The 5,578-nt window shown below is 66.1% G+C and carries 8 protein-coding genes; all 8 read left to right on the forward strand.

Annotated elements, in window-relative coordinates; all coding sequences use genetic code 11:
- A partial coding sequence (locus B2W70_RS04645; protein WP_286743330.1) for an ATPase, T2SS/T4P/T4SS family occupies positions 1 to 738 on the forward strand: 738 nt, incomplete at its 5' end.
- Between the two features lie 70 nt (positions 739 to 808).
- A complete protein-coding gene (locus B2W70_RS04650; RefSeq protein WP_286743333.1) occupies positions 809 to 2,032 on the forward strand; it encodes a type II secretion system F family protein in 1,224 nt (407 codons plus the stop codon).
- 26 nt (positions 2,033 to 2,058) lie between these two features.
- Positions 2,059 to 2,934 carry a prepilin peptidase gene (locus B2W70_RS04655; protein ID WP_286743335.1) on the forward strand — a complete coding sequence of 292 codons (876 nt, stop codon included), beginning with the start codon at positions 2,059 to 2,061 and terminating at the stop codon, positions 2,932 to 2,934.
- Positions 2,935 to 2,942: 8 nt separating this feature from the next.
- Positions 2,943 to 3,593 carry a dephospho-CoA kinase gene (coaE, locus tag B2W70_RS04660; RefSeq protein ID WP_286743338.1) on the forward strand — a complete coding sequence of 217 codons (651 nt, stop codon included), beginning with the start codon at positions 2,943 to 2,945 and terminating at the stop codon, positions 3,591 to 3,593.
- 27 nt (positions 3,594 to 3,620) lie between these two features.
- Positions 3,621 to 4,379 (forward strand): cell division protein ZapD, encoded by a 759-nt coding sequence (gene zapD, locus B2W70_RS04665; RefSeq protein WP_286743341.1) that lies wholly within the window; start codon positions 3,621 to 3,623, stop codon positions 4,377 to 4,379.
- Between the two features lie 65 nt (positions 4,380 to 4,444).
- Positions 4,445 to 4,666 carry a DNA gyrase inhibitor YacG gene (locus B2W70_RS04670; RefSeq protein ID WP_137841901.1) on the forward strand — a complete coding sequence of 74 codons (222 nt, stop codon included), beginning with the start codon at positions 4,445 to 4,447 and terminating at the stop codon, positions 4,664 to 4,666.
- Positions 4,667 to 4,816: 150 nt separating this feature from the next.
- Positions 4,817 to 4,981, forward strand: a complete 165-nt coding sequence (locus B2W70_RS04675; RefSeq protein WP_058088132.1) for a rubredoxin — start codon at positions 4,817 to 4,819, stop codon at positions 4,979 to 4,981.
- 15 nt (positions 4,982 to 4,996) lie between these two features.
- Positions 4,997 to 5,578: NAD(P)/FAD-dependent oxidoreductase (locus B2W70_RS04680; protein ID WP_286743345.1), on the forward strand; the 582-nt coding region annotated here is incomplete at its 3' end.

The raw sequence follows: 5,578 nt of genomic DNA on the forward strand, positions 1-5,578 counted from the left end.
CTGGTCACCGGCCCCACCGGCTCGGGCAAGACGGTTTCGCTCTACACGGCGCTCAACATCCTCAACGACGAGAACCGCAACATCTCCACCGTCGAGGACCCGGTCGAAATCCGCGTGCCGGGCATCAACCAGGTGCAGATGAACGTCAAGCGCGGCATGACCTTCGCCGCCGCGCTGCGCGCGTTCCTGCGCCAGGACCCGGACGTGATCATGGTCGGCGAAATCCGCGACCTGGAGACCGCCGACATCGCCATCAAGGCCGCCCAGACCGGCCACATGGTGATGTCCACCCTGCACACCAACGACGCGCCCACCACCCTGACCCGCCTGATGAACATGGGCGTGGCGCCGTTCAACATCGCCTCCTCGGTCATCCTGATCACGGCCCAGCGCCTGGCGCGCAAGCTGTGCGACACCTGCAAGGCCCCTGCCGATTACCCGCGCGAGGCCATGCTCAAGGCCGGCTTCAAGGAAGCCGACCTGGACGGCACCTGGAAGCCCTACAAGGCGATTGGCTGTTCGGCTTGTAACAACGGTTACAAAGGTCGCGTCGGCATTTACCAGGTCATGCCCATCAGTGAGGAAATCCAACGAATCATCCTCAGTCAGGGGACAGCGATGGATATTGCTGAGCAAGCCAAGCGGGAAGGCGTGCGAGACTTGCGCGAATCCGGGCTCGTGAAGGTCAAGGCAGGCCTGACCTCGCTCGAAGAGGTCATCTCGGTGACCAACGAATGAGCCACCGCATCAGCGCCCCTCACGCCCCTTAAGTCAGCTCACCAGCCGACATCAGTCACGGAGTTCCGACATGGCCACGGCAGCAGCCAAGAAATCGCAGGTCCAGGAAACCATCTACGAATGGGAAGGCAAGGACCGCCAGGGCAAGATCGTCCGGGGCGAGATGCGCGCGGGCGGCGAAGCCATGGTGGGCGCCACGCTGCGCCGCCAGGGCATCCTGGTGCAGAAGGTCAAGAAGCGCCGCATGGGTGGCGGCGGCAGCATCAAGCCGAAAGACATCGCCATCTTCACGCGCCAGCTGGCCACGATGATGAAGGCCGGTGTGCCGCTGCTGCAGTCCTTCGACATCGTTGCGCGCGGCAGCACCAACCCCAAGGTCACCAAGCTGCTCAACGACATCCGCGGCGACGTGGAAACCGGCACCAGCCTGTCGCAGGCCTTCCGCAAGCACCCGATGTACTTCGACGCCCTGTACTGCAACCTGGTGGAAGCCGGTGAAGCAGCGGGTATTTTGGAGACCCTGCTCGATCGCCTGGCGCTTTATCAAGAAAAGACGATCGCCATCAAGCAGAAGATCAAATCTGCCCTGACCTACCCGATCGCCGTGCTGGTCGTGGCTTTCATCGTGGTCGCGGTGATCATGATTTTCGTGATCCCGGCCTTCAAGGAGGTGTTCACCTCTTTCGGCGCCGACCTGCCGGCCCCCACGCTGTTCGTGATGGCCATGTCCGAGATCTTCGTGAAGTACTGGTGGGCCATCTTCGGCGCCATCGGAGGCGGCATCTACTTCTTCCTCCAGACCTGGAAGCGCTCCGAAGCCATGCAAAAGCGCATGGACCGCATGCTGCTGAAAATGCCCGTCTTCGGTGACCTGCTCTTCAAGTCGGCCACCGCGCGCTGGACGCGCACGCTCTCGACCATGTTCGCCGCCGGCGTGCCCCTGGTTGAAGCGCTTGACTCCGTGGGGGGCGCCGCCGGCAACGCCGTTTTCGCCGAAGCCACCGAGCAGATCCAGAAAGACGTCTCCACCGGCACCAGCCTGACCAACGCCATGCAGGCGGCGAACCTGTTCCCGAACATGGTGCTGCAGATGTCGGCGATTGGTGAAGAGTCCGGCTCGCTCGACCAGATGCTGGGCAAGGCCGCCGACTTCTACGAAGCGGAAGTCGACGAAGCCGTCAAGGCGCTGTCCAGCCTGATGGAGCCTTTCATCATCGTGATCCTGGGCACCATCATCGGCGGCATCGTCGTCTCGATGTACCTGCCGATCTTCAAGCTGGGTCAGGTGGTCTGACGTCGCTCGCCCCCGTTTTACCCCCGATGTCGTCTGACGCCTTCTGGCCGGTTTTCACCGGCGTCATCCTCACGCCCTGGGGCCTGGCTGTGCTGGGCCTGTGCGTGGGCAGCTTCCTGAACGTGGTCATCCACCGCCTGCCCAAGATGCTGGAGCAGCAGTGGAAGCTGGACGCCGCTTACACCCTGGGCCAAGAGGTCAAAGAGCCGGAGCCCGCCGAGGCACTCACGCTGTCCAAGCCGGCCTCGCGTTGCCCCGCCTGTGGCCACCAGATCCGCTGGTTCGAGAACATCCCGCTGGTGAGCTGGCTGGTGCTGCGTGGCAAATGTTCCGCCTGCGGCACCAGCATCTCGGTGCGCTACCCCTTCATCGAGCTGCTGACGGCCGCCCTGTTCGCCGCTTGCGGCCTGCAGTTCGGCGCGCAACCCACCACCTTGCTGTGGTGCGGCTTCGTGGCCGTGCTGGTGGCTGCCTCGGCCATCGACTGGGACACCACCTTGCTGCCCGACGACCTGACGCTGCCCCTGCTGTGGGCTGGCCTCGTGGCCTCGGCGCTGGGCTGGAACCTGCCCTTGATTGACGCCCTTTGGGGCGCCGTGGCGGGCTACCTCTCGCTGTGGAGCGTGTACTGGTTCTTCAAGCTGGCCACCGGCAAGGAGGGCATGGGTCACGGCGACTTCAAGCTGCTGGCCGCGCTGGGCGCCTGGCTGGGCTGGCCCATGATCCTGCCCATCATCCTGGGCTCCTCGGTCATCGGCGCGCTGGTGGGCATCGGCATGAAGGTCTCGGGCAAGCTGCGCGAAGGCGTTTACGTGCCTTTCGGGCCCTTCCTGGCCGGTGCCGGCCTGGTGGTTACGCTGGCCGGCTCACCCAGGGTGCTGGGTTGGTTGGGCTGGGCCTGAGGGCCGCCATGCCCGGCCAACAGCCACCAGCCGGCTCTCGACACCCGCATGGCCAGGGCCTGGTCATCGGTCTGACGGGGGGCATCGGCAGCGGCAAGTCCACCGTCAGCCAGATGCTGACGGACCTCGGCGCGCACCTGGTGGACACCGACGCCATCTCACGGTCGCTGACCGCGCCCGGCGGCGGCGCCATCCCGCACATCGCCGAGCACTTCGGCGAGCACCTGATCGACGCCCAAGGCGCGATGGACCGCGCCCGCATGCGCGAGCTGGCCTTCGCCGACCCGGCAGCGCTGGCCCGCCTCGAAGGCATCCTGCATCCACTGATCGGGCAGCAAGCCGACGCACACGCCCGCATTGCGGCGCCCGGACAACACATCGTCTATGACGTGCCCCTGATGGCCGAGTCGGGGCGGCGCTGGCGCGACAAGGTCGACCACATCCTGGTCATCGACACCGAACCCGAGACCCAGATCGCCCGCGTGATGGTGCGCTCCGGTTGGCCGCGTGAGGCGGTGGAAGCCGTGCTGGCCAAGCAGGCCACGCGCGAAACGCGCCGCGCCATCGCCGACCACGTCATCCTCAACGAGGGCCTGAGCCTGGAAGAACTTCGCGACGAGGTCGGCAAGCTCTGGCGCTTGTGGAACAATGGCAGCTGACCCGGCTTGCAGGTTTCAGGTGGCGCGTTGATCCTCTACGAATACCCCTTCGGCGAAAGCATCCGCACGACGTTGCGGCTCGAGCACCTCTTCGACCGCCTCGGGGTGTTGATCTGGCGGCAAGACCCCGTCGATCACCACTTCGCGCTGGCCACCATCTTCGAGATCATGGACGTGGCCGCCCGCGCCGACTTGAAGAGCGACCTGCTGCGCGACCTCGATCGCCACAAGCAGCAGTTCATGGCCTACCGCGGCAACCCCGCCATCCAGGAAGCCGCGCTCGACGAGGTGCTCGCTCGCATCGAGCGCATCCACCACGCGCTCAACCAGGTGCCCGGCAAGGCCGGTCAGGCGCTGGCCGCCAACGACTGGCTCATGGGCATCCGCAGCCGCATCAGCATCCCCGGCGGCACCTGCGAGTTCGACCTGCCCTCGTACTACGCCTGGCAACACGAGCCAGCCGCCAAACGCCAGGAAGACCTGCAGCAGTGGGCCGGCACGCTGGCGCCCTTCGCCGAGGCCGTTCGCCTGGTGCTGGGCCTGCAACGCGATGGCGGCCACCCGCACATGGTTGCCGCGCCTTGCGGGCAGTACCAGCAAAACCTGAAAGACTCTCGCAGCTTCCACCTGCTGCGCCTGCGCATCGACCCGGCGCTGGGCCTGGTTCCCGAGATCAGCGCCAACCGCCTGATGGTGTCCATCCGCCTGATGCGTCCCGACGCCGACGGCAAGCTCAAGATCGCCTCAGACACGGACGCGAGCTTCGAGTTGACGCTTTGCGCCTGAACGGCGCGGACCTTGCCCAGGCTTTCGCCCCTTCTCTACCGCCTTGCTGCCCGCGAGCCCTCGCCGTGCCCACCCCGCCCCAGCATCCGAACGAAGGCGCCGCCAGCGCCGGCCCCCAGGTGCGTTGCCCGTCCTGCGGCGTCACGCACGTCTACAGCACCGACAACCCGTATCGCCCGTTCTGCAGCAAAGGCTGCAAAGCCATCGACCTGGGCGCCTGGGCATCGGAACATTACCGGGTGGAGGCCAAGCCCACCACCGAAGACCTGCTGGACGCCCCCGACTGACCTCCTGCCTCGCCCTCCCGTCGGCCAGTCGAACGCCGACACCTTGGCGTCAGACGCCGTTTTGACGCCTCGGCTGCCCTTTTGACGCCATCGCACCCCGGCCCAGGCCAGCCTTGGCCCCAGAATCCACCCCCGTTTTTGGAAGAAATCATGAAGACCTACCAGTGTGTTGTGTGCGGCTACGTTTACGACGAAGCCAAAGGTGCCCCCGAAGACGGCATTGCCCCCGGGACCAAATGGGAAGACGTGCCCGCCGACTGGGAATGCCCGGACTGCGGTGTCGGCAAGTCCGACTTCGAAATGATCGAGATCTGATTGGGAGCAGCGGGCATGAGTGAAGCGGTCGTCATCGTCGGCTCCGGGCTGGCGGGCTACAACGTGGCGCGTGAGCTGCGCAAGGCCGATGCGGAAGTGCCCATCGTGGTGATCAGCCGCGACGAGGCGGGTTTCTATTCCAAGCCCATGCTCTCGAACGCCCTGGCGGGCAAGAAAACGGCCGCCTCGCTGGTCACCAAGTCGGCTGAAAAAATGGCCGACGAGGTCAAGCTGCGCGTGCTGGCCCGCACCAGCGTGACGAAGGTGGACACCGCCGCCCGCACGCTCACGCTCTCGAGCGGCGAGCTCCTGCCCTACCGTGACCTGGTGCTGGCCCTGGGCGCCGACCCGATCCGCCTGCCCCTGGAAGGCGACGCCGCCGGCACCGTGCTGTCGGTCAACGACCTGGACGACTTCGCCCGCTTCGCCGAGGCGCTGGACACCGCAGGCCCCGGCGGCCAGCCGGTCAAGCGCGTGGCCATTTTGGGCGCCGGCCTGATCGGCTGCGAATTCGCCAACGACCTGCTGCACCGCGAGGTGCAAGCCACCGTGCTCGACCTGGCCGAGCGCGTGCTGCCCCGCCTGCTGCCGCCCCAG

Source organism: Aquabacterium sp. UBA2148 (assembly GCF_002328915.1).
GTDB classification, from domain to species: domain Bacteria; phylum Pseudomonadota; class Gammaproteobacteria; order Burkholderiales; family Burkholderiaceae_C; genus Aquabacterium; species Aquabacterium parvum.